Annotated in this window: 19 protein-coding genes; 12 read left to right on the top strand and 7 right to left on the bottom strand. The window is 31.6% G+C overall.

The window, feature by feature from the left end:
- The 10 genes from Q0049_RS09400 to Q0049_RS09355 all read left to right on the top strand — a co-directional run bounded on the left by Q0049_RS09400 (nt 1) and on the right by Q0049_RS09355 (nt 11639).
- A complete protein-coding gene (locus tag Q0049_RS09400; protein WP_298119087.1) occupies nt 1-1389 on the top strand; it encodes a restriction endonuclease subunit S in 1389 nt (462 codons plus the stop codon).
- A 12-nt stretch (nt 1390-1401) separates the two neighbouring features.
- Nucleotides 1402-3315, top strand: a complete 1914-nt coding sequence (locus Q0049_RS09395; protein ID WP_298119085.1) for a hypothetical protein — start codon at nt 1402-1404, stop codon at nt 3313-3315.
- A gap of 1 nt (nt 3316) precedes the next feature.
- Complete coding sequence (locus Q0049_RS09390) at nt 3317-4291, top strand: HNH endonuclease (RefSeq protein WP_298119082.1); 975 nt, start codon at nt 3317-3319, stop codon at nt 4289-4291.
- Between the two features lie 30 nt (nt 4292-4321).
- Nucleotides 4322-6166 carry a DUF262 domain-containing protein gene (locus Q0049_RS09385; protein ID WP_298119080.1) on the top strand — a complete coding sequence of 615 codons (1845 nt, stop codon included), beginning with the start codon at nt 4322-4324 and terminating at the stop codon, nt 6164-6166.
- 330 nt (nt 6167-6496) lie between these two features.
- Nucleotides 6497-6958 carry an IS200/IS605 family transposase gene (tnpA, locus tag Q0049_RS09380; RefSeq protein WP_298119079.1) on the top strand — a complete coding sequence of 154 codons (462 nt, stop codon included), beginning with the start codon at nt 6497-6499 and terminating at the stop codon, nt 6956-6958.
- 235 nt (nt 6959-7193) lie between these two features.
- Nucleotides 7194-8684, top strand: a complete 1491-nt coding sequence (locus Q0049_RS09375; RefSeq protein WP_298119077.1) for a class I SAM-dependent DNA methyltransferase — start codon at nt 7194-7196, stop codon at nt 8682-8684.
- A gap of 9 nt (nt 8685-8693) precedes the next feature.
- Entirely contained in the window at nt 8694-9035 is a 342-nt protein-coding gene (locus Q0049_RS09370) for a hypothetical protein (RefSeq protein ID WP_298119075.1), read from the top strand.
- An 8-nt stretch (nt 9036-9043) separates the two neighbouring features.
- Nucleotides 9044-10282: a PD-(D/E)XK nuclease family protein gene (locus tag Q0049_RS09365; protein ID WP_298119073.1), complete on the top strand. Its 1239-nt coding sequence runs from the start codon at nt 9044-9046 to the stop codon at nt 10280-10282.
- 14 nt (nt 10283-10296) lie between these two features.
- On the top strand, nt 10297-11100 hold the full coding sequence (locus Q0049_RS09360) for an SseB family protein (protein WP_298119071.1): 804 nt from the start codon (nt 10297-10299) through the stop codon (nt 11098-11100).
- A gap of 257 nt (nt 11101-11357) precedes the next feature.
- Nucleotides 11358-11639: a GIY-YIG nuclease family protein gene (locus tag Q0049_RS09355; RefSeq protein WP_298119069.1), complete on the top strand. Its 282-nt coding sequence runs from the start codon at nt 11358-11360 to the stop codon at nt 11637-11639.
- A 231-nt stretch (nt 11640-11870) separates the two neighbouring features.
- Here the strand turns inward: Q0049_RS09355 and Q0049_RS09350 are convergent, their stop codons facing one another.
- From Q0049_RS09350 to Q0049_RS09330, 5 genes are all read right to left on the bottom strand, one after another.
- The gene (locus Q0049_RS09350; RefSeq protein WP_298119067.1) at nt 11871-12803 is read right to left on the bottom strand and encodes a carbohydrate kinase family protein; all 933 of its coding nucleotides are present in this window, start codon (nt 12801-12803) and stop codon (nt 11871-11873) included.
- Between the two features lies 1 nt (nt 12804).
- A complete protein-coding gene (locus Q0049_RS09345; RefSeq protein WP_298119065.1) occupies nt 12805-13980 on the bottom strand; it encodes a glycoside hydrolase 100 family protein in 1176 nt (391 codons plus the stop codon).
- Nucleotides 13973-15277, bottom strand: coding sequence for an MFS transporter (locus tag Q0049_RS09340; RefSeq protein WP_298119063.1), 1305 nt, complete (start codon nt 15275-15277; stop codon nt 13973-13975). The genes Q0049_RS09345 and Q0049_RS09340 overlap by 8 nt, the downstream gene beginning before the upstream one ends.
- 2 nt (nt 15278-15279) lie before the next feature.
- A complete protein-coding gene (locus Q0049_RS09335) occupies nt 15280-15609 on the bottom strand; it encodes a glutaredoxin family protein (RefSeq protein WP_298119061.1) in 330 nt (109 codons plus the stop codon).
- 93 nt (nt 15610-15702) lie between these two features.
- On the bottom strand, nt 15703-18129 hold the full coding sequence (locus Q0049_RS09330; protein WP_298119059.1) for a TonB-dependent receptor: 2427 nt from the start codon (nt 18127-18129) through the stop codon (nt 15703-15705).
- A gap of 158 nt (nt 18130-18287) precedes the next feature.
- On the opposite strand from Q0049_RS09330, the gene Q0049_RS09325 reads away from it, so the two are divergent.
- Both Q0049_RS09325 and Q0049_RS09320 read left to right on the top strand, forming a co-directional pair.
- The gene (locus tag Q0049_RS09325; protein ID WP_298119057.1) at nt 18288-19310 is read left to right on the top strand and encodes a LacI family DNA-binding transcriptional regulator; all 1023 of its coding nucleotides are present in this window, start codon (nt 18288-18290) and stop codon (nt 19308-19310) included.
- A 4-nt stretch (nt 19311-19314) separates the two neighbouring features.
- The gene (locus Q0049_RS09320; RefSeq protein WP_298119055.1) at nt 19315-19968 is read left to right on the top strand and encodes an RDD family protein; all 654 of its coding nucleotides are present in this window, start codon (nt 19315-19317) and stop codon (nt 19966-19968) included.
- Nucleotides 19969-19989: 21 nt separating this feature from the next.
- Here the strand turns inward: Q0049_RS09320 and Q0049_RS09315 are convergent, their stop codons facing one another.
- Entirely contained in the window at nt 19990-21273 is a 1284-nt protein-coding gene (locus Q0049_RS09315; RefSeq protein ID WP_298119053.1) for an MFS transporter, read from the bottom strand.
- A 420-nt stretch (nt 21274-21693) separates the two neighbouring features.
- Nucleotides 21694-22221: an NUDIX domain-containing protein gene (locus Q0049_RS09310; protein ID WP_298119052.1), complete on the bottom strand. Its 528-nt coding sequence runs from the start codon at nt 22219-22221 to the stop codon at nt 21694-21696.

Here is a 22221-nt window from a genome sequence, read left to right as displayed (position 1 = left end):
ATGGAACAAAACTGGCAAATAAAAAAACTGAATGAAGTTAGTAAAATAATTATGGGGCAATCACCACCAAGTGATACTTATAATGAAAACGCTAAGGGAATGCCTTTTTTTCAAGGTAAAGCTGAGTTTACTGATTTATATCCTGTAGTAAAAAAATATTGTTCAAAACCAACAAAAATTGCTGAGCCACTTGATATTTTGTTATCTGTAAGAGCTCCAGTTGGTACTACAAATATTGCTAATCAACAATGTTGTATTGGGCGAGGATTAGCCGCAATAAGATTTGAAAATTACAAATATGGTTTTTATTTTTTAAGAAGCATTCAGCATGAACTCGACAGCAAAGGAACTGGCACAACATTTAAAGCTATTTCTGGTGAAACAATAAGAGAAACTCTTATTCCATTTCCTAATCCTGAAACCCAACAAGCCATTGTCTCAAAAATAGAAGAACTCTTTAGTGAGTTAGACAAAGGCATAGAAGATTTAAAAACCGCACAACAACAACTCAAAACCTATAGACAAAGTGTATTGAAATGGGCTTTTGAAGGGAAGTTAACAAAAAATTGGAGGTTAAAAAAAGTAGATATACAAAGTTCTAGCGATATAACAAACAAAATACTATTAGAAAAAGAAGCTTTTTATCTAAAACAATTAAATGAATGGAAAAAAGAACTAGTTCAATTTGATAAAAATAATATTAAAAAACCTAGTAAACCAAAATCATTAACCATTCCTGATAAACCAAGTGATTTACATAATGAAAAAAAATGGGAAATTCCTAGTAATTGGTTATGGACACAATTAGGAACTATTTGTTTTGTAACAAAATTAGCTGGTTTTGAATACACAGATTATGTGAAATATGATGATAATGGAAATTTACCAGTTCTGAAAGCTGAAAATGTGGGTAATAATGGTTTTAAATATACAGATTTTTCAAAGGTCAAATCAGAAAGCGTAGAAATGCTTAAAAGGTCAAAGCTTCATGGAGGAGAATTATTAATAGTATTTGTTGGTGCTGGTACAGGGAATATAGGTACAGTTCCTACTGGTGAATATTTTTTAGGTCCAAATATTGGAATGGCAAGACCATATATTGATGCAAACTCAAAATATATTGAATATTTTTATCAATCTACAATTGGCAAAAGTCTTATGATGACAGCTGTGAAAGCTGTTGCGCAACCCTCATTATCAATGGCAACTATTAGACAAGCGCCAATTCCACTTCCTCAACTCGAAGAACAACACCAAATCGTTCAAGAAATCGAAAGCCGTTTGAGTGTGGCTGATAAAATGGAGGAAAGTATTGCTCAAAGCTTGCAACAAGCCGAGGCATTGAGGCAAAGTATCTTGAAGAAGGCGTTTAGTGGGGAGTTGGTTTAAAGTAAAAAAGTTATGGAGCTATTATATTTTAAGGTTTTTGAAATACCTGGTAAACAATTAAAAATTTGCAATAAAGATTTTAATTTAGATGGTCGTTATAATTTTTCTGTTGATTTAAAAACAAAGCAAATTAGTTTTCAAATCAATGAAAATTATATTAATAATTTTTATGAAAATGATACTAAAATTAATTCTATTGTTGGTAAAAATGGTTTGGGTAAAACAACTTTATTAAAATTCCTTCAATACATTATTTGCAAATTGAATGATAAGCATAAAGTTTATGAATATCCTTTTGTATGGTGGCATTGGTGTGCAATACATACTAAAGATGATAAGCTTTACTATTCAGAATCGAATCCTGAAAAGAAAGAAAGAAAACAAAATCGAGTAAAATTATTTACTAATGAAAATGATTTTGCTCTTTTTGATGACTTGTTCAATATTGAAAGAAAACAAATTGAATTTGATATTGATAAAGGTATTCTAGAGGCTAAAACAAAATCAACTTCATTATATTATTCACCTTTTTTTGAATTTGAAGAAACTAAAATAGATCCTATTGATTATATTGATGTTTCAAATGATTACCTTTTTAATGAATCAAGACAAACAAAAGAAGTAGACGAACAAACATTATCACAAACTATAAATTTTAGACGTGAAGAAATTAAAAGACAAATATCATTTATTGAGTTTGGAGACAATATATTAGATGAGTCACACAGATTTTACAAAGAATTCATACATCAAGGAATAAGTGTTTTTTTAAATGGTAAAATTAAAAAATTTGATACTCAACAAAGATATATTGATTTTGATGATGTTGAGTTTTATGAAGAGTTCGATAAGATTTACATGCGAGCATTACGTTCAACTAGAGATTATTTAAAAGGGAAAACTGTTCGAGATTATGAATTTTTTATTGCTCGAGATTCATTTTACAAAAGAATTTTAGAAATATTATATTATAATTTCGAATATAGACCAGAACCAAAAACAGATGAAAAGAATAATTACAGACCAAAAATTCAAACATACAATTTCACAAAAGAGGACTATGAAAAAGGTATTTCACATTTATTTGAAAAATTTATTTTAAATCTAAATATTGGAATTGACAATAATGAATTATATAAAAGAATTCAAGTATGTGTTAATGAAATAATTAGTAAATTTAAAAGATATGATTTGAATGATGACTTTTATATATATAATGTTGAAGTTGTCAAGGATTTTTTAAGAAGTGAAAGAGATATTTTTGAACTTATATCACCTAAAGGTGAACTAGCATTATTTAATTTTGATTGGCCAAATCTTAGTACAGGAGAAAAAGCTTATTTAAATTTATTTTCTAGAATACATTATGGATTATTTGAAAAAATTAATATCAAAGAAAAATTTAATGAGGTTAATTTATTGTACATACTAATTGATGAAGGTTCAACAGGTTTTCACCCTCAATGGCAAAAAGAGTTTTTAAAAAGATTAATTCTCTACACTAATCAAATAAATCCAATTAAAAAACACTTTATTATAACATCTCACTCGCCATATTTATTAAGTGACTTACAAATTGAAGATGTAGTAAGTATTGGTGAAAGTGATGATTACAGATTTACAATAAAAAATACCTTTGGAGCAAATATACATGAACTTTTAGCTGACAAGTTTTATTTAGAAAATACTTTTATGGGAGATTTTGCAAGAGAAAAAATTGAAGAAATAGGGAAAGAATTAATTAATGAGGATATTAAACCTAATAAAGAAAGATTAGATGAAATTGAAAAAATTATCAATATTATTGGGGAACCAATTTTAAAAGAAAGATTAGAGTTTTTACTTTCAGAAAAAAGAGGAGTTAAAACAAAAGATGAAATAATTTTAGAACTTAAAGATGAAATTAAAAGATTAAAAGGTAATTGATATGAGAAAAATTTTAATTAACAAAAGCCTTGAAAAAAAAGTTATTAATTTCTCGGACAACCTATTTAAATCTAGAAATTTCACAAAACCTATTGATAAATTAGAACTTTTAAAAAAAAGAAATGGATTTAAAAGTGCTGATAAAGTAAAATACATAAACAAAATTATAGTTGAATACAGAGACATTTTAAAAGCTAAACCAAATAGAATTGTCGAACTATGTGAGGAATTTGATAATATCATAAAACAGAAAAATATAACCCCAAAATTTTGGGAAGCCATTGTCGAATGCTTAAGATATGAAGATTTAAGAAGTAAAGAGTATTTAGATTTTGCAAATGAATTACAATATAAAACTTGTTTTTATTGCAATGCTCAATTAACAGTAATAATTCCTGTGGAATACTTTAAAACCAAAAAGTTAAAAGGTCAAATAAGAAAAAGGAAAGCAACTTTTGAATTAGACCATATCAAAGCAAAATCAAAATATCCGTTTTTAGCAACCAGTTTTTTTAATTTAATTCCATCATGTTCAATTTGTAACAAAGCAAAAACAAATAATGATATTGAATTTAATTTTTTTGAGGAAGATCCTAATAATCTCGAACTAATAAAATTTAAATTAGATAGAAAAACAGAACAATTATATTGGGAAACTAATAAAAAATCTGATTTAAAATCTGACTTTGATATAATTGGTTACGATAAAAAAAAATACAACGATACATTTAGAATAGAGGAAATTTATGATACTCAAAAGGACTTAATTGAAGAATTAATTTATCTTAAAAAAATTTACAGTCCTACTTATAAAAAAGACTTATTGAGTATTTTAAAAGATGATAAACTTTTTCCTGATGAAGCCTTCATCGATAGATTAATTATAGGCAATTATTCAACTCCTGAAGAATGTTATAAAAGACCGTTTTCAAAATTTACACAAGATATAGCAAGACAATTAGAACTAATAAAATAAAAATTACTAATTAAATAGAAAACATAAATTATGGACATATCACCAGACAAGCAAAATATTGATAGGGTATTTTCAAACACTACTTACTATATAGATTTTTATCAAAGACAATATAAATGGAACGAAATTCCTGTAAAACGGCTGTTGGAAGATGTGTTCTATAAATTTAATGAAGAATATTTAAAACACAAAGATTCGGATATTCCTCTAGACCAATTAATTGCAAAATATTCTTGGTATTATTTAAATACCTATGTGACTAATACGGTTGATGGCAAAATATTTATTGTTGATGGTCAACAAAGACTAACGACAATAACTTTAATATTAATTAAGTTAAAACATCTAGCTGAAAGTAATAACTCAAAATTAACTGACTGGGTTAAAAATAAAATAACTGGACATTCGGGATTTAATAGAGAGTTCTGGATGAATCATGAGTTACATAAAGCTGCTTTACAAGGGCTTCTTGATGGAATTTCTCTTGATAAAATTGACTCATCATCTGGAATAACTGCTCAAAATATGTTAACTAATTATCAAATTATTTCAAAATGGTTGGATGCAGAATTCTCAGGTAAAGAACACAAATTAGAATCTTTCATATTCTTTTTCTTAAACAGATTAGTGTTGATTAATCTTTCAGTTGAACAAACTGAAGTACCGATGGTGTTTGAAGTAATAAATGACAGAGGTGTTAAGTTAAAACCATATGAGATTCTTAAGGGTAAATTATTAGGGCAAATTGATAAGGATGAATTATTAAATTTAAAACTTAATGAAATTTGGGAAGATCAGGTAAAAAAACTGAACGATTTTAGAGAAGATGAAATTGACGAGTTTTTTACCTATTTCTTAAAATCTAAACTAGCAGATACTCGTGGTCTCGCACAAAAATTTGACAAAGATTATCACCGCGTAATGTTTGAAGATGAATATGATAGAGTTTTACAACTTAAACATAATCCAAAGGGTGTTAAAAAATTTATTCTTAATGATTTTATTTATTATACAAATCTGTACGCGAAGATATATAGTTATGCAATAGAATTTGATGAGAATCAACCATATGTATTTTACAATAATCTAACCGAAATGAATACGCAATTTTTGTTGATTTTGTCTGCATGCAACATAAATGATGAAGAAGAAGAACAAAAAATAGTAACTATAAGCAGACAACTTGATAGAATGTTCTGTCTTTTACAGTTGCAAAGAAGTTATAACAGTAACACATTTGCAACGGAAATAAATAAACTAAGTGCTGAAATCAGAAATCAACCTTTATTAGTTATAAATCAAGTGTTTGACAAATACTTAATGCAACAATTATCTGATGTAAGAGGTGTGACAGTTGACAATATTTTGAATTATGCTTTCTTTAAAGAAACTGGAATTGAATTGGACAAGCGATTTAAGAGATATTTCTTTTCCCGAATTGAAAAATTCATCGCTGATAATACCAAAATGAACATGAAACACACATTTTATGACTTAATTCAAAATACAGGCTGGAAAAATGGCTTTCATGTTGAGCACATCTTATCGTACAATACTGAGAATAAAGCACTTTTTGATAACGATGAAGAACTTTTTGAAAGAGAAAGAAATAGACTTGGAGGATTATTACTATTAAAAGGCTTAGATAACATTTCCAGTAATAATGAAACCTATAAGAAAAAATTAAAATCATATGCTAATACTTTATACTGGAATGAGACCTTAAGAGAAGATACCTATAAATCTAAATTGGATTTTAAAAAGATGATTAATGATTATGATTTAAATTTCAGATTTATGGATCAATTTGGAAAAGAAGAACTTGAAGAAAGACATAAATTGCTTTTTGATTTAATAAAAATTATTTGGAAATAAAAATATATAATGAGCAAAGAAAACACAAACGCCACCAGTATAGTAAGTAAAGTATGGGCGTTTTGCAAAACGTTGCGAGACGATATGGGCCGAGCCTATGGCTCTTTTCTCGTGTAGCTTGTTAAATCGACTGGACTGAAGTCCAGCCTTACAAAATAGGTCGAGCCTATGGCTCTATCACATGATGTAAAAATCCCGTAGGTATGAAACATTTTGTAGCAATCGATTTTAATCCGTTGTGTAAATAAAATGATAATATAAAATCCCGTAGGGATGATTAATTTTGTGCGATGGATTTCAATCCGTTGCATAAAATGAAAAAATAAAAATATGGCAAACACCTATCATCAAATATATATTCAAGCCGTTTTTGCGGTAAAATACAGACAAGCTGTTCTTCACAAAGATTGGAGAAAAGATGTTTTTGCAGTAATAGGAAATCTAATCAATGAAACAGGTTGCAAAACCATCATTGTAAATGGAGTTGAAGACCATGTGCATTGCTTTTTAGGATTAAAACCAACAGTTTCTATATCAGAATTAATGAAAACAGTTAAAGCCAAATCTTCAAAATATATTAATGATAATAGACTTTTATTAAATCGATTTGAATGGCAAGAAGGTTATGGAGCTTTTTCATACAGTCATTCGCATATCAAAGAAGTTTATAATTACGTCGCCAATCAAGAGGAACATCATAAAAAAGAAAGTTTTAAGGAGGAATATTTGAAATATCTAGAAAAATTTGAAATTCCTTATGATGAACGTTATATTTTTGAGGAGTTAAAATAGGTCGTGCCTATGGTTCTTTTCTTGTGTAGCGTATTATCACTGGACTGAAGTCCAGCCTTACACAAACCGAACCTATGATTCTTATACGTAATGTAAAAATCCCATAGGGATGACCCCATATTGTAGCAATGGATTTCAATCCGTTGTAAATAAAAATAGATAATAAAAAAGTTCGGAACGACAAATATTGTAACAACATGATTTTAATCCGTTGTAAAATAAAAGATAAAAAAACATGAGCAAAGAAAACTCAAACGCATCCAGTATAGTTAGTAAAGTATGGGCATTTTGCCAAACCTTGCGAGACGATGGTGTGGGTTATGGCGACTACTTGGAGCAACTAACGTATTTGTTATTCCTAAAAATGGCAGACGAATACACCAAACCACCACATAACAGAACCATGCCTATTCCAAGCGAGTTTGCATGGGAGACCTTAATCAGCAAAAGTGGTAGTGAGTTGGAAACGCATTACAACACTATGTTGCGAGAGTTAGCCAAAGAAAAAGGTATCTTAGGACAAATATTTGTAAAAAGTCAAAACAAAATACAAGACCCAGCCAAGTTGTATAAACTAATTGCACTAATCAATGCCGAGAACTGGATATTGATGGGTGTAAAAGACAAAGGCGACATCTATGAAGGTATTTTAGAGAAAAACGCAGAAGATACCAAAAGTGGTGCTGGTCAGTACTTCACTCCTCGCCCATTAATCAAAGCGATGGTAGAATGTTTGCGTCCAGAACCTAACAAAACCATAGCCGACCCAGCTTGTGGAACAGGTGGTTTCTTTTTGGCAGCTTACGATTGGATTGTAGCCAATAGAGAACTGGACAAAGATGCAGCTAAGTTCTTGAAATATGAAACGTTTTTTGGCAATGAAATTGTTGCTAGTACTCGACGTTTGGCTTTAATGAACTTGTTCTTGCACAACATTGGTGATATCGATTCTGATAATTTTATTTCACCTAATGATTCTTTGATTACAGATTCGGGAACACGTTATGATTATATCCTTGCGAATCCACCATTCGGTAAAAAAAGTAGCATGACGTTTACCAATGAAGCAGGCGAACAAGAAAAAGAAGATTTGACCTATAATCGTCAAGACTTTTGGGTAACCACAAGTAATAAGCAATTAAACTTTGTACAACACATTCGCACCATGCTAAAAACAACAGGTCAAGCCGCTGTAGTATTACCTGATAACGTTTTGTTTGAAGGTGGCGTTGGTGAAACCGTTCGCAAAAAATTATTGGACACGACTAATTTGCATACTATCTTACGTTTACCAACAGGAATTTTTTATGCTAATGGTGTAAAAGCAAACGTTTTGTTCTTTGATGGTAAACCTTCAAGCAAAGACCCATGGACAAAAGAAGTATGGGTGTATGATTACCGAACAAACATTCATCATACGTTGAAAAAGAATCCGTTGAAGTTGGAGGACTTACGTGATTTTATAAATTTATACCAATCGGAAAACATCAATAAAAGAACCGAAACGTATAATGCGGAAACCAATCCCGAAGGACGTTGGAGAAAGTTCACCTATGATGAAATCATTGCCAGAGATAAAACCAGTTTAGACATCACTTGGCTAAAAGATAAATCCTTAGCCGATTTAGACAACCTACCCGACCCTGATGTTTTGGCTTTAGATATTGTAGAAAATATTGAAGCTGGTTTAGCTAGTTTTAGAGCTATTTTAAATGGTTTGAAATAAGAAATAAAAATGGAAAAACAATTTAGAGGAATAATTTTATTTAACATAGAATTAAATGGAAACTTGAATGGTGTATATACCAATAATTTAACCCCTAATGCAGAGATATATACCGAAACCGCAAAACTTAAAGATGATACCTTAGTTGAAAATGGCACAGAAGTTCATATTTATGATTCATTCTATTTTGATGCCGTTGAAGGAAGAGTAGACTGTACATTGACTTTCAGAATCACTAATGGTATTTACATCGCTGAATGGAGGTTATTAGGTAATGAAAAAACTTTATTTATTGGTGAAGGATTTCTTATGAACAATAGACAAATTGCTATTTCATATTGGCTCGCTTAAAAAATATAATGATTAAAAAAATAGATCTTAAACAATGTGAGCAAATGCTTACAGATACTTGCAAACTTATTCGCCATCAACAGGAAAAGGAAAAATTAAGAGGTGAAAAATTCAATATTTTTTCTATTCTTAAAATGGAGCATCGTGAAAATGATACCCATTCAGCATTTATAGCCGAACTTCTTAATCCAAAAGGGACACATCTTTGTGGTACCTTGTTTTTGGAGTTATTTCTGAAATCAATTACAGATGAACAGAAGGAAGAAAATTTTAATAAAATTCACAAACTTGATATTCCCTCTACCAAAGTAAAAACAGAACATTATATTGGACCTAGAAATGATAAGGACAAAACAGGTGGAAGAATAGATATTTACCTTTGGGATAAAAACAACAATTGCATCAGCATTGAAAATAAAATATATGCTGTCGATCAATATGCACAAATTGAGCGTTATTATAAACATAATGAGGGAAAGAATACCGTTTATTATTTGACACTTTGGGGAAATAAACCATCTATAAACAGTTGTGGAAGCCTTTCAGAAAGTGATTATCATATCATTTCATATAAAAAGCATATTATTGAATGGCTTACTCTGTGCATGAAAGAAACTTATGATTATCCTACTCTCCGAGAATCTATAAAACAATACACTTTATTGATTAAAAAACTTACTCATACGATGAATAACGAAGAAGAAAATGAATTGTTTAGCTTGATTTTAAAAAACTATGATGAAGCAGTATATCTTGCTGAAAACGTAAATAAAGCATTATCAAAATTTAAAGGACGTTTACGAGAAACTGTTTTTAAAAAGCTTCAAGAAAAACTTGGTAATGATTATTTAATTTACAAAGGAAGTAACATCGAAAGTAGCTATTCACAAATTTGGATTAAATTAAAAGGTAAAGAAGAACAAAAGCTTTTCTTTGGAATCCAAAGTTTTGCAGTAAACAAAGACAATTATTTTGGTCAACTTTTTGTTGGAATCTTTATTTTTAATGGAGATTATAAAGATGAATATATTGAATTAGGTAGAAAACGAAGTAATTGGTGGCTAGAAGATTACCTTTTTGAAGATTTTAAAGGTTACAAAGTTGATTTGTGTGATTCAGATACTTTAAAAAAACTGTCTTTAGATAATGATTTTTATAAAGATTTTACTGATTATATAGTAACTAAATCTATTAATTATATAAACTCACATCACGATAAATTAGCTACATTTCTGATAAATAATTAAATTACAATAGACTAATGAATTTATTTAAAAAACTTTTTGGTTCCAAAGCACCAGAACCTGCAACAGAAAAAACATTTACACCAAATAATACCAACTTACTTCGCTTGATAAAAAAGTACCATCAAGACCTAAGCAGTGAAAATTACAAAGCAGTTTTAAATGAATTGTATGGCGACGAGGCCTTTCTGCTAGTTCCTAAAGATGGTAGGACTTCATCAGCAGTTAGTGATCAATGGGACACCTTGAAAGCCGGAGAAACTATTGGGTTTACAACCGTTTTTAACGTGGACGGTTTGCTGGTTTTTGGCGTTTTTACCTCAGAAGAAACTTTGTCCAAATGGATTACACAACCCACATCGTTTTTGGCAATGCCTTCTAAAACGGTTTTGGAAATTGCAGAAGAGCAAGGATTTGGTAGAATTGTTATCGATAGCGATCAAGAGACGATGTTTGTACTCGAACGCGATGTAAAAAATCATACCTTGGAAACGATACAAGAAGACACCGAAATATTGATTTGGATACCAAAAAATCCCATTAGTGGCGTACATCAACAGCAATTCCAAGAAGCGTTTGCCAAAGTAAGCAGCATTAAAGAAGTCTATCATTTTGGAATTACAAAACACGGTGAACAGGTATTTCTTCTCATTATTTTATTAGAACCTAAAACAGAAAATGCCATCCTCGCAGCACAATCAAGCATCAATGATGGTATGATTGGGCAACAATTAGAATTTCCATTAGAGGCAATGTTCGTAGAAGAAGGCGATGACATGTTAGAAACAGCTAGACAATTTGGGGTGTTTTATAAAAAGTAAGTTTAAAATATATACGTAACATTAACTTCAAGATTTTTGTGACGATAACTAAGCTTAATCAAAATCGCTACATTCGTATTTCGATGGCTGAAGTTTATCAAAATCACTACATTCGTATTGCGGTGGCTGAGGTTAATCAAAATCACTTCATTCGTATTGCGGTGGCTGAAATTTAAAAAATCACTACATTCGTATTGCGGTGGCTGAGGCACTCGAAGCCAATTTTATTTATTATATTTATCTCTATGAAAGGTTATATGTACATTTTACTGTGTTCAGATGGAAGTTACTATACAGGTAGTACTATTGATTTAGAAAGAAGATTGAACGAACACCAAAATGGTGAAGGTGCAAATCATACAAAAAAACGATTACCTGTATCACTTTTATATTATGAAGAGTACTCAAGGATTGACGAAGCTTTCTATCGTGAAAAACAAATCCAAGGTTGGAGTAGAAAAAAGAAAGAGGCATTAATGCAAGGTAATATTGATTTATTACCTGAATTAGCAAAAGCATATAGGGATGGCTTCAAGTGAACTCAGCCATCCAAAGTGGTTCTTTACATTTTGAGGATTTATCAGCGGTGGTTGTGGTCTTACCATAATGTTGCTTTAGAGTACATGTCGACAAGCTTAATTTACAGTAAATCATCCATATTTATTGTTCAAGGAAAATTTCAGTAGTGGCTTCGAGTGCCTCAGCCACCCTAAAATAGGAAATCTGTAATATTTAATTACAGCTTTCCGTTAAACCAAACTCAAACAATTTTATTCTTCAATAATTTTTTTAATATTAATATTATCCGGTAAACGTCCTACGTTTTGTAATTTTATGGAAGCTAATTTTTGGGCAATCGTGATGCTGTCTTCTATATTTTTATCGTGCAATTGGGCATATAAAAATCCAGTCCAAAAGGCATCGCCTGCACCAGTCGCATCTTTAATTTCATTGATTTGCACCGCTTTTTGAAAAAATAATCCGTGATTTACATCTGAAACGACAACGCCATTTTTCCCTTTGGTCAAACAAATGGTAGATGCACCAAGATTATGGAAATACTCAAAAATATAATCCTCCGATTTTACTTCGGCGAAAAGTCGGTAGCAATCGTCTTCACTTAATTTTACCAAAGGATCGTTAGAAAGGTATTCTTTAATAATTTGCTTTGCCTCTGCTCTATCAGGCCAAATCCTTTCTGAAAAATTAATATCAATACTCAATTTTAATCCTAACTCCTTTGCCTTTTTGGCTCTGTTTAAAATAGTTGTTCTTGCAGGATTCTTACTCAAGGCAAAACAAGTCGTATGAAATATTTTGGCTTTTTCAATAACATCATCTGGCAATTGTGATTCTAAAATCTCACAATCAGCTTGACGATAAGGAATAAAATCGGGTGTTTCAGTTGATTTGGAAACAAAAATTACAGACGTTGGATTGTCATCCGACTTTCTTATGTGCGTCGTATTTACATTATTCGACTTTAACTTTCTAACTACATAATCACCCAAACCGTCTTGTCCGCAAGTAGCAACAAGAATGGGATTCAATCCCAATCGTGAAGCATTAACCGCAACATTAGTGGGCGAACCACCAAGAAATCGATGATAGTCTTTTGTTCTGTTAATAGAGGTATTTACTTCGTGACCAATAAAATCAATCAAGACCTCTCCTATGCATATTATGTCAATTGTTTTTTCCAATTTAAACAAGAAATTTAAAATTTGTATTGATGTTTTGATGTAATATAACAGCCGCAGCTGCACTCCAAGCGCAATATTTTACACCGTTTGGAATGGCCAAAGCCGTATTGAAATTTTCATAATATCCGTAATCCTCAACGGCATTTGCTTTATCAATGGCTTCAAGAAGCACTGTGGCTTCTGCTTTTTTATTTGATTGTAACAGAGCTAAACCATAGAATCCGTTGACCATGGACCAACTGCCGCCGTTGTGAAACTCATTTGGATAATTTCTGAATTCGTATTTGCAATTGTTCTTTAGTAAATTCCAATCCAAATCGGTTTCCTGAATCGGTGGCCAAAAAGCAGGAAGCAATTGCAACTTGGTACTTTTTTGGATGTTTTCAGCGTGAGCAATTATCTTACTTTGAAATTCTTTTGAACCAATGTTTAATAACACTGCTAGTGAATTGGCGAAAGCATCAAATTGCGATTTGTATCCTGCAGGCGAAAACGAACATGGCATAAAATCAGAAATTGTTGCTTCGTTGTAAGCTCTTTCGTGGTATTTTTCACCGACAGCATTCGATGTGAAATTAATCTCGATTTGCGAAATAATCTGTTGGATTTTAGTTTCAATTTCAGAGCTATTTGCAAAATGATTATAACTTTTTAAAGCCCAAACCCGGAGCAATTGATCGTATAAAACATAACCATCTGTAATGTATTCGTCTGCCCAATTGCCAGAAAGTGGCACATAAAGAAGATGCTTGTTATTGAATTCCCAAGCATTTAAAAGCGACAGACATTTTTCTATTTCAACATCATATTGCGCCACAAAATCAATGTCTTTTTTATAAAAAGCATATTGACAAACGCCAATAATGAACCAAGTAACTGCGTCGACTCTGCCAGCCAAACCGCCATAACTTACCTCAGCCTTACCTGCTGAAATCATTACATTAGAAGGAATGGTTCCGTTTTCGTGTTGGTGTGCCGCAAGAACCTCTAAAGTTTTTTTGAAGGTTTCAATCAAATCCTCTTCACCTGAAGCCAAAGCTGCCAAGCCACAGATTACACCATCGCGAGCCCAAACTCTTTTATAATTTGAAACATCTTGAGCACTGGCAAGAAATCCTTCGGAAGAAGAACATTTTTGCAGTAATTCAATAGCTTTTATGTAATTTAGATTATTCATTTGCTTTCTTGGTTTTGATAAACAAAGTAAAAACAGCACTCAAAATCAATAAAATTCCTGCAAAGGTTATGGCTGAACGCGCATCATTATTTAAGAAATGCTTCATGATGTAACCAAAAGTTATAGTTTGAATAAACATTGGAATCACAATCATCATGTTAATAATTCCCATGTAAACGCCGTAACGTTCTTTTGGGATGTTAGAAACTACCATCAAATAAGGAATTCCCATCATGCTTGCCCATCCAATTCCGAAACCTGTAATGGCAGGAAAAAGCAAGTATTTATTTTCGATGTGCGGAAATACTAAAAATCCTATAGCAGCAAGCAGCAAACACGTAAAGTGAACATATCTTGCAGAATATTTTTTGGCAAAACCTACCAATAGAAAAGCCACTAAAAAAGTAACTACATTATACCAACCGTTCACTAATCCTGTCCAACTTACCGCTTCACCATACAATTTCATGTCCTTTTCAGGTGAAGTATTCCAAACTGAAAGTGCGATACTTTTAGAAGAATTTTGCCAATAGCAAAACAAAGCATACCATTGAAAAAGATATACTAATGCCAATTGCCACATTACTTTAGGCATGTCTTTTACGGCAGCAAAAATATCAATGAAAGGTGTAAACAAATTCACTTTTTCTGCTTGTATTTTTTGCAATTCTTCATCAGATGGAGGAATTTCTTTAGTGGTATGCGAACTCCACCAAACCGAAGCAATGGAACAAACTGCACCTAAAAAAAACGAGGCAAAAACCCATGTAGGCAATTTACCTGTGGTTCCAATAAAAATTAATGGAAAAATAAAAAGAGAGACATTAGCTAAGGTTTGTCCGAAACCTGTAAAAAAACTTTGTGCTTGAAAACCCGTTGGCTGTTGTGATTCGTCCAATTTATCGGCTATAAAAGCACGATAAGGTTCCATTGCGGTGTTATTTCCAGCATCTAAAATCCATAACAATCCGGCAGCCATCCAAAGTGAACTACTGAATGGAAATAGAAAAAGAGCCAAACTGCAAACCAAAGCACCAATAAAAAAGTACGGCTTTCTTCTTCCTCCTAATTTTGGTAACCACGTTTTATCACTCAAAGCACCAATTATCGGTTGGATTAGAAGTCCTGTTAAAGGTCCAGCAAGATTTAAAAGAGGTAATTCGTCTGGGCTTGCACCAAGAAAATCGTATATAGGATTAACCGCACTTTGTTGCAAACCAAAACTGTATTGGATTCCGAAGAAACCCACATTCATATTGATGATTTGCATAAAGCTTAAGGATGGTTTCTTTATCATAACTAGTTTAATTTTTTAAGAAATTCCTCGAAAACACCATTATTGGTAAAAATTTCACCTTGTTTATCAATTACCGGAATACCCAGATTTGAAGTACTTATTCCTGCTTTTCTTAATTTGGCTAGCATTTCATTTAAAGCCGCTGCATTTTTGTCAATATCAAAAAAAATGAAGTCGATGTTGTTCTTTTTAAGATACGCTTTAGTATCTGTGCAATGATGACATTCATCGCTACCATATACAATCATCACTTTTTTTGATGTTTCCTGTGCGGCTAACTCATTAGAAGATAGTGCTATAAAAAAGAATAAGAAGAGTACTATTTTTCGCATTTCGAGTAATTTTAATAATTATAAATTTAAAAATAATTCCCATACCAAATTATCTGGTATAGGAATTATTCAAAATTAAACATGAAATTATTATTAGAACTTATAATTTAAAGCCATTGACAATGAACGTCCTGGCAATGGTCTTGCTCTTACAATATTTGTAGCATTGTTTACAATACTTCCTTCTTCAACTTCAGTAATTGCTAAAGTGTTGAAAAGATTGTTACCTGCTAAGTTCAATGAAAGTCCTTTAGTGATTCCAACTTCAACAAATCCGTTAACAATCAAGAAACCGTTCATTACTAAGTCATTATTATCTTGAGCATACGCTTTAGATTGTCCAATGAAGCTTAATCCTAATGTATTATTTTTATTTTGAGAGAATTTATACGTTGGAATTAAGTTATACATTACAGTAGGTTGTCTTCTTGGTGTGTTTCCATCGTTTGCACCCGAAGTGATTTCTGCTTTTGTATAAGTAAGTCCACCTCTAATGTTGAAATCTTTATTTAAACTATAAGAAGATTCTAACTCAAGACCTAAAGATTTGTAATCGTTTTCGATGATAGAGTTTGAAGTAGCTTCATATCCACCTTCTTCTGTAGTTGTTGAAGTAAAGAATGTTGCATACACATATCCTTTAGAGAATTTTCTTTTGTATCCAACTTCAGCTTGTGCTAAATAATCTAAAGAGTTGATTTGATCACCATCTAAATAATTTAAACCTGAAAATAAAATTCTATCTGCTTTTGCAGAAGCACCTTTACTGTAACGAGCAAAAACCGATTGATTAGCATCTAAAAGATAGTTACCACCTAAAGTATAAGAAACATAGTCGTAATCATAATCTACAGCAGTTGCATTAGCAGTATCTACAGCAGAAACACTAGATTCTGGAGTTGAAATAACACCATCATTGTTGATGTCATAAGTAGTTTGAACGCTTCCTGCAAAAGAACCATTTACTTGACCTTTGTCAAAACGAATACCACCTTCTAATGTCAATTTATCTGTAGCATCAAGAGTTAAGTTTGCGTATGGAGCAGAAACATTATATTGTGTATCGTAGTTTCTTGTACAACAGTTACCCCAGAATGGCACACCATAAGCATACAATCCGTTATCAGAAAGTAAGTTTCCAGATGCATCTGTTACATTAATTAAACGAGGATTGTTATCTGATACTTCTTGAAGATAAGAATTCCATAACCATGACATAGAAATGTTTTGAATCGATTTGAAATAACCTGCTGTAATTCCTAATTTATCGAATTTTTTTGTCACTCTTAAGTCGTTCATAAAATTGTTCATGTTGTTCAATTGAACATCAAACATGTGAATTCTAGAAACTAAACCATTAGCAGTATTAAATGGCGTACCATCATTAGCATACGTTAATGTTGAACCTGCACCAAAAGAATTTGCAATTGATGTTGCTGAAGCTACTTCTGCTGGAAATGGTGTAATGAACTGACCGCTGTTAGATGAAAAACGTCCGTTGTTAGTAATTTTCCAATCGCCTTCAAGGTTAAAAGTAGCACTTGCTCCAATAGATTTAGAAACTGGATGCATACCGTCGCTTACTACACCTCTTCTTAATTGACCATCAGGACCAAGACCAACATTGTGACTTAAATATACTGATTGTTGTGTACCTGAAGTTGCATCATAACCTGATACGCTATCCCAATTTGGGTCAGAGTTTGTACCTGTTACTTTAACTGGCATTGGCATATAAGCCGCAGCTCTATCGTTTAAGAATTTAGTATAAATTGTTACTGAACCGTTTTCAAATTCTTTAGTAAGATTGAATTTTACTTGTCCACCGTTATTTGCAGTAAAACCAGCATCTCTAACACCTTCACCTGTTCTGTAAAAACCACCTGCGTGGAAGTATAAACCATCACCTATTTTAGAACCATATTCAATATCTGTTCTAAAATCATTGTAATCTAAACCAAAGCTTGTTGCCATGCTTCCTCCTTCTGTTTTACCTGTTTTACTGATAAAGTTGATGATACCTCCAGGAGAATTAGAAGATAATGTAGAAGCAGAACCTCCACGAATAGCCTCAACTCTAGCTACATTTCTATCAAATCTTGTAAAGATGTCAGAAGTAGCAAAAGCTATGTCACCATATAAAAGAACTGGTAAACCATCTTCTTGAATTTGTAAATATTTAGAACCACCAGAAGAGATTGGCACACCACGAACAGTAATGTTAGCATTTCCTTCACCTCCAGATGATTCTGAGCGAATTCCAGGAATGGTTCTAAAAATTTCTGCTGTAGATCTTGGAGCAGATTGTTCAACTTGAACAGCACTGATTGAGCTTACAGAAACACTTGATTTAATTTTAGAACGTTGATTGACAACACCTGTTATCACAACTTCTTCAATTTTGCCTCCTTTAATAGAATCAGTCTCTGCTGGTTTCACTTCTTGTGAAAAAGACAAATTCGAAAGCATAAATGCTACAATAAGCAACAATCTTTTTAAAAATAAAGTACTTTTTTTCATTTTTTAAAATTTGTTTGATTAGTAAAAATGGTTAATAATTTTTCCGAAATTAATTTTTATGTTATTAATTTATTATGATTTTCTTATCGAAAACGTTTTCGAAAATAACGAAAACGTTTTCGATTTTTATTTTAAATTATTTTCATCATATTTGTTAAATGAAAGAGACAACTTTAAAACAAATTGCTGAAACTTTAGGAATATCCATTACGACGGTTTCAAAAGCATTAAAAGATTATCCCGATGTGAGCGCTAAAACTAAAAATAAGGTTTTAGAACTCGCACAATCATTGCAATATACTCCAAATAGTTTTGCCGTGAATTTAAGGACTAAAGAGTCGCGAACCATTGGCTTAATAATTCCTGAAGTGGTGCATCACTTTTTTTCCAATGTGATTAATGGTATTATTGCCGAAGCCGAAAAAAATGGCTATTTAGTCATTATATTGCAATCAAACGAGTCAATTGAGCTTGAAAGAAAACAAGTGGGATTGCTATTGAATAAAAGAGTGGATGGAATTATAATGTCGCTTTCTAACGAATCAAATGACGATAAACATATTAAGGAAATTATTAAACGTGAGATTCCTTTTGTTATGTTTGATAAAATTTCCAAACTGATTAATTGTTCTAAAGTTATCATTAATGACCAAAAGGCAGCATTCCATGCAGTGGAACATCTCATCAATAAAGGATGTAAAAAAATTGCGCACATTCGTGGACCTGTTAATCCTCAAAATGCAATTGATCGTTTTTTAGGTTACAAAAAAGCTTTAGAAAAATACAATATTCCTTATGATTCTAAACTGGTTTATACTTGTAAGAATGTGACCTTTGATGAAGGAAAAGATTTTGCTAGTAAAATTATGAATGAACATCCTGATGTTGATGGCATCTTTGTGATTACTGATTTAGTAGCTGTAGGTGTTTTAGCGTATTTTAATGAACATAACATCAAAGTACCTAATCAAATAAAGGTAATTGGTTTTAGCAATTGGTTCATGTCGCAAGTAATCACGCCAAAATTAAGTACTGTTGACCAACCAAGTTATGAAATGGGTGTTGCTTCATTCCATCTATTACTTGAAGAAATGAATCATAAAAAAGAATTTCTTGATTACGCTCCAAGAACTATTGAATTAGATACAAATATTATTGAAAGAGAATCTACCCTGAATTAAAACTATGAAAAACAGAATACTTCCAATTTATAAAGAAAATAGCTATCAATCATTATATGGAAACTTTGGAGAACGGTTTGCCGCTCTTCTTTTAGATGGACTAATTTTGTCTCCCGTAACAATTATCATTTTGTTATTAAACAATCAAAATTTATATTATACTTACTTCACTGGACCACTAGCATTACTATTGAACTTTGTGTATCATATAGTTTTACCCGTTCATTATGGTGCAACTCCAGGTAAACTTGCTATGGGATTGTTTATTTTAAAAACCGATGGTGGTTATATTGGATATAAAGAAGCTTTTCTAAAACTTGTACCTTTAATTATTATTACAATTATAGCCCAAATTTTTAGTTTTTATGGAATAAGTCAAGCTGATGCTACTACTTTTAATGATATGGGTTGGTTTGACAAACAACAATACCTTCAATCTTTCTATCCTTTTTTTGGAAGAACTGTAATTGTAATTTTACCTAATGTATTTTATTTTTCTAGTTTAATTTTATTTTTATTAAACGACAGAAAAAGGAGTTTAACTGATATGATAGCTGGAACAGTTGTGGTATACAAAAGAAATTTGGATTGGATTGAAGAATATAGAAAAAAAGAAGTTTCAAATACCTCATCACACAACACTTCAATTTCTGAATAATGGCTGAAGTATTTACAACTACTATTCTTCTTTTTTATCTTCAAAAGTAAAATTACGCAATTGTGGTACTTTGAAAAAAGTAAATGCTACAACACCTAATGTTAAGCAACCGCCAACGACAACTGCTCTTACAGTTCCTAACCAATTTGCCATTACACCACTTTCAAAATCACCAAATTCATTAGAAGAACTTACGAAAATAGTATTCACAGCAGAAACTCTTCCTCGCATGGCATCGGGTGTTACTAATTGTAAAATGGTACTTCGAATTACAACACTTACAGCATCAAACATTCCTGAGAGTAACAACATTATGAAGGAAAGATAAAAGTTAGTTGATATTCCGAATACAATAATGGATAAAGCAAAACCTGCTACACATAAAAAAAGCTTTTGTCCTGGTTTATTTTTTAAAGGCAGAAATGCTAGTAAACCTAGAGTTAAAATTGCACCAATTCCCGGAGCAGAACGAAGAATACCAAACCCAATTTCATCCACATGAAGGATTTCTTTTTGATATACAGGAAGTAAAGCAACAGCACCACCAAATAGTACAGAAAACATGTCTAAAAGTTGGGCTGCAAGCAATGTTGGTGTTCGCATTACAAACTTTAGTCCTTCAGAAATACTTTGCAACATGGGTTCCTTTTCTCTTTTTAATATTGGTTTTACGGCTATTGAAAGTAATGGAATATGAATGATAACTAAAACAGCAAGTACTGCAAGTAATCCTATCTTTATTCCAAAAAAAGCAATAAAAAAACCCGCTACTAAAGGTCCAATGACTGCTCCTAATTGCCAAGACATACTACTCCAACTTGTGGCATTAGGATAATGTTCGCGTGGTACAATCAATCCGAAAAGTGAAAACATGGATGGTGCATAAAAGGATCGAAAAATACCTCCAAGAAAAACTAAAAAGTAAATCAAACCAACCAAAAAGGATATTGATAATTGTGTTTCAATGTAAGGTAACGCCAATAAAAACAAACAAATAGCTGTAAAAACATAACCTGATAAACATAAGAGTACCATTTTACGTTTTTCATTTTGATCGACATAATGACCAGCAATGAGCGAACAACCTATGGCAGGAATTACCTCAGCTAAACCGACTAAACCAAGTGAGAGTTTGTTGTTAGTGAGTTGGTAAACCCAATAATACAAAATTGTCGATTGCATATTTAGGGCAAGAATGATTCCGAAACGAGAGATTAAAAATGCTTGAAACTCTTTGATCTTTAAAGAGGGATTTTTATAAAAAAAACCTGTAGTAGTGAGTGATGAAGGATTTTCTTTTTGCATTTAGAGGTTCTTTCTTGAAATAAGTATTGAGCAAATTTACGGAAAGTTGGTTTATTTTGTTGGAAGGTGACTGAAATAATTATATGGAAATTTATTGTGGTCAATGGTTAGTCTGGGTTTGACCAAAAAGGAGTCGAAGTTTTTTTTAAACCACATAGAATCATAGATTTTTTTTTTTTGCGCATGAAGTCGATTCGCTTTACATAGCGTACATAGAATAATCTATATAATAAGGTTAGTTATGGTTTAGCCAAAAAGGACAAGAAGCTTTTTTTAAACCACATAGAATCATAGATTTTTTTTTGTGCATGAAGTTGCTACGTTTTACATAGCGTACATAGAATAAACTGTATAATAAGGTTTTTAAGGATTTAACAAAAAAAGGACAGAATCATAAACTAATAACTAAACATTAAAAACTCAAACCAAATACCTTTCTCCAATTACTTTTCTGATTGATGCAAAACCAATTTTGTTCAGGTCTATTTCGTTTCTTTTTATCCAAGTTAGTGATTTAATTTCGTCAGCAGCCTTAATTGAAATAACATTCGTTTTAAGTGAACATTCATAGAAAATATCCATGGTTCTGTAAGGAACATTTCTATATAAATAATTGTTTGGAGCTGTAGTGATATATTTTAAATCATCAGGTGTTAATTCTAATCCTAACTCTTCGTTAACTTCACGACAAGCAGCTTCTTCGGCAGTTTCGTTTGGATCGATAAATCCTCCAGGTAAATCAAGTTTCCCTTTGTCGGGTTCCACATTTCTTTCTGCGAAAAGAATTTTATCTTCATAAGTGAATACTAAAGCTACTGCTGCTGCTATGTTGTGATACAATATAAAATCACAATCAGAACAATGCAATTTAAAATTGTTTACATAGGTCAAGTTTTGTGAACTGCAATTGGGACAATATTTAAAAAATGATGCTTCGTTTTCTGCCAT

The sequence above is a fragment of the Flavobacterium sp. genome (assembly GCF_027484205.1).
Classification (GTDB): Bacteria; Bacteroidota; Bacteroidia; order Flavobacteriales; family Flavobacteriaceae; genus Flavobacterium.
The sequence above is the reverse complement of the archived record's forward strand: the minus strand, read 5'-3'. Positions and strand labels throughout refer to the sequence as shown.

What these genes read in the sequence shown, in the direction of transcription:
- Q0049_RS09320 (WP_298119055.1), top strand. Translation starts at nt 19,315, where the DNA reads ATGAAAAACAGAATACTTCCAATTTATAAAGAAAATAGCTATCAATCA.
- Q0049_RS09310 (WP_298119052.1), bottom strand. Translation starts at nt 22,221, where the DNA reads ATGGCAGAAAACGAAGCATCATTTTTTAAATATTGTCCCAATTGCAGT.
- Q0049_RS09325 (WP_298119057.1), top strand. Translation starts at nt 18,288, where the DNA reads ATGAAAGAGACAACTTTAAAACAAATTGCTGAAACTTTAGGAATATCC.
- Q0049_RS09400 (WP_298119087.1), top strand. Translation starts at nt 1, where the DNA reads ATGGAACAAAACTGGCAAATAAAAAAACTGAATGAAGTTAGTAAAATA.
- Q0049_RS09315 (WP_298119053.1), bottom strand. Translation starts at nt 21,273, where the DNA reads ATGCAAAAAGAAAATCCTTCATCACTCACTACTACAGGTTTTTTTTAT.
- Q0049_RS09365 (WP_298119073.1), top strand. Translation starts at nt 9,044, where the DNA reads ATGATTAAAAAAATAGATCTTAAACAATGTGAGCAAATGCTTACAGAT.
- Q0049_RS09340 (WP_298119063.1), bottom strand. Translation starts at nt 15,277, where the DNA reads ATGATAAAGAAACCATCCTTAAGCTTTATGCAAATCATCAATATGAAT.
- Q0049_RS09360 (WP_298119071.1), top strand. Translation starts at nt 10,297, where the DNA reads ATGAATTTATTTAAAAAACTTTTTGGTTCCAAAGCACCAGAACCTGCA.
- tnpA (WP_298119079.1), top strand. Translation starts at nt 6,497, where the DNA reads ATGGCAAACACCTATCATCAAATATATATTCAAGCCGTTTTTGCGGTA.
- Q0049_RS09375 (WP_298119077.1), top strand. Translation starts at nt 7,194, where the DNA reads ATGAGCAAAGAAAACTCAAACGCATCCAGTATAGTTAGTAAAGTATGG.
- Q0049_RS09345 (WP_298119065.1), bottom strand. Translation starts at nt 13,980, where the DNA reads ATGAATAATCTAAATTACATAAAAGCTATTGAATTACTGCAAAAATGT.
- Q0049_RS09355 (WP_298119069.1), top strand. Translation starts at nt 11,358, where the DNA reads ATGTACATTTTACTGTGTTCAGATGGAAGTTACTATACAGGTAGTACT.
- Q0049_RS09385 (WP_298119080.1), top strand. Translation starts at nt 4,322, where the DNA reads ATGGACATATCACCAGACAAGCAAAATATTGATAGGGTATTTTCAAAC.
- Q0049_RS09335 (WP_298119061.1), bottom strand. Translation starts at nt 15,609, where the DNA reads ATGCGAAAAATAGTACTCTTCTTATTCTTTTTTATAGCACTATCTTCT.
- Q0049_RS09370 (WP_298119075.1), top strand. Translation starts at nt 8,694, where the DNA reads ATGGAAAAACAATTTAGAGGAATAATTTTATTTAACATAGAATTAAAT.
- Q0049_RS09395 (WP_298119085.1), top strand. Translation starts at nt 1,402, where the DNA reads ATGGAGCTATTATATTTTAAGGTTTTTGAAATACCTGGTAAACAATTA.
- Q0049_RS09330 (WP_298119059.1), bottom strand. Translation starts at nt 18,129, where the DNA reads ATGAAAAAAAGTACTTTATTTTTAAAAAGATTGTTGCTTATTGTAGCA.
- Q0049_RS09390 (WP_298119082.1), top strand. Translation starts at nt 3,317, where the DNA reads ATGAGAAAAATTTTAATTAACAAAAGCCTTGAAAAAAAAGTTATTAAT.